This is a genomic window from Methylobacterium sp. J-048 (assembly GCF_022829515.1).
Classification (GTDB): domain Bacteria; phylum Pseudomonadota; class Alphaproteobacteria; order Rhizobiales; family Beijerinckiaceae; genus Methylobacterium.
This window is the reverse complement of the sequence record NZ_JAKSYL010000010.1, coordinates 1-630: the sequence shown is the minus strand read 5'-3', so window position 1 is coordinate 630 and position 630 is coordinate 1. Positions and strand designations below refer to the sequence as shown.

1 pseudogene is annotated in these 630 nt (G+C 52.4%); it reads left to right on the top strand.

Annotation, left to right across the window (positions count from 1 at the left end):
• Positions 1 to 479: 479 nt before the first annotated feature.
• Positions 480 to 614, top strand: a pseudogene (locus MKL09_RS32270) (insulinase family protein); the annotation flags it as partial.
• Positions 615 to 630 lie beyond the last annotated feature (16 nt).

Below are 630 nucleotides of genomic sequence, written 5' to 3'. Positions count from 1 at the left end.
CGCTTAATCCCCCTAAAGCGAGGAAGAGCCAGGATGGTACAACGGTAGCGTGCATAAGGCGATGCAGAATTTGTTGCGACAAAAAGAACAATTCGTCACATCGATTCAGCTTCGATGTTTTTGCTAAAATTTTATCGACTTGAATTTAGGCCATGTACTAGCGAAAATTCATCGCAATTAGATATCCAGCGGCGCCAATAACTACGGCCCACATTGCCCCAACTAGCGTAAGCATGATTAATTTACGAACAGGCATAGACACATTTTGGAAAGCAATGTGCTTTCCGCTATCCTTAGAAGGAAAATCAAGATTGAGAAATTTGTAGATAGTGTCCATTGCGCGGATCATGAGTGGCGTCACGATTGAATACCCTAACTCCATAAATTCATTTGCACCTTCCGGCATCCGTCGCACTACGCCGATGGGAATGGATCCACCATCAAGTCGGCACGCGGATTAGCCGAAAGAGGTACGCGAGGACGCCGTCACGGTCGCCGAAGTGCGGGCGGCCGCGGCTGCCATGCTGAAGAGCGCGCCGACGCTCGCGGCGATCGGCCCGATCCGCAAGCTGCCCGCCCTCGACCGGATCGCCGCCGCCCTCGGCGCGGCCTGAAATCCACTGCCTCTAT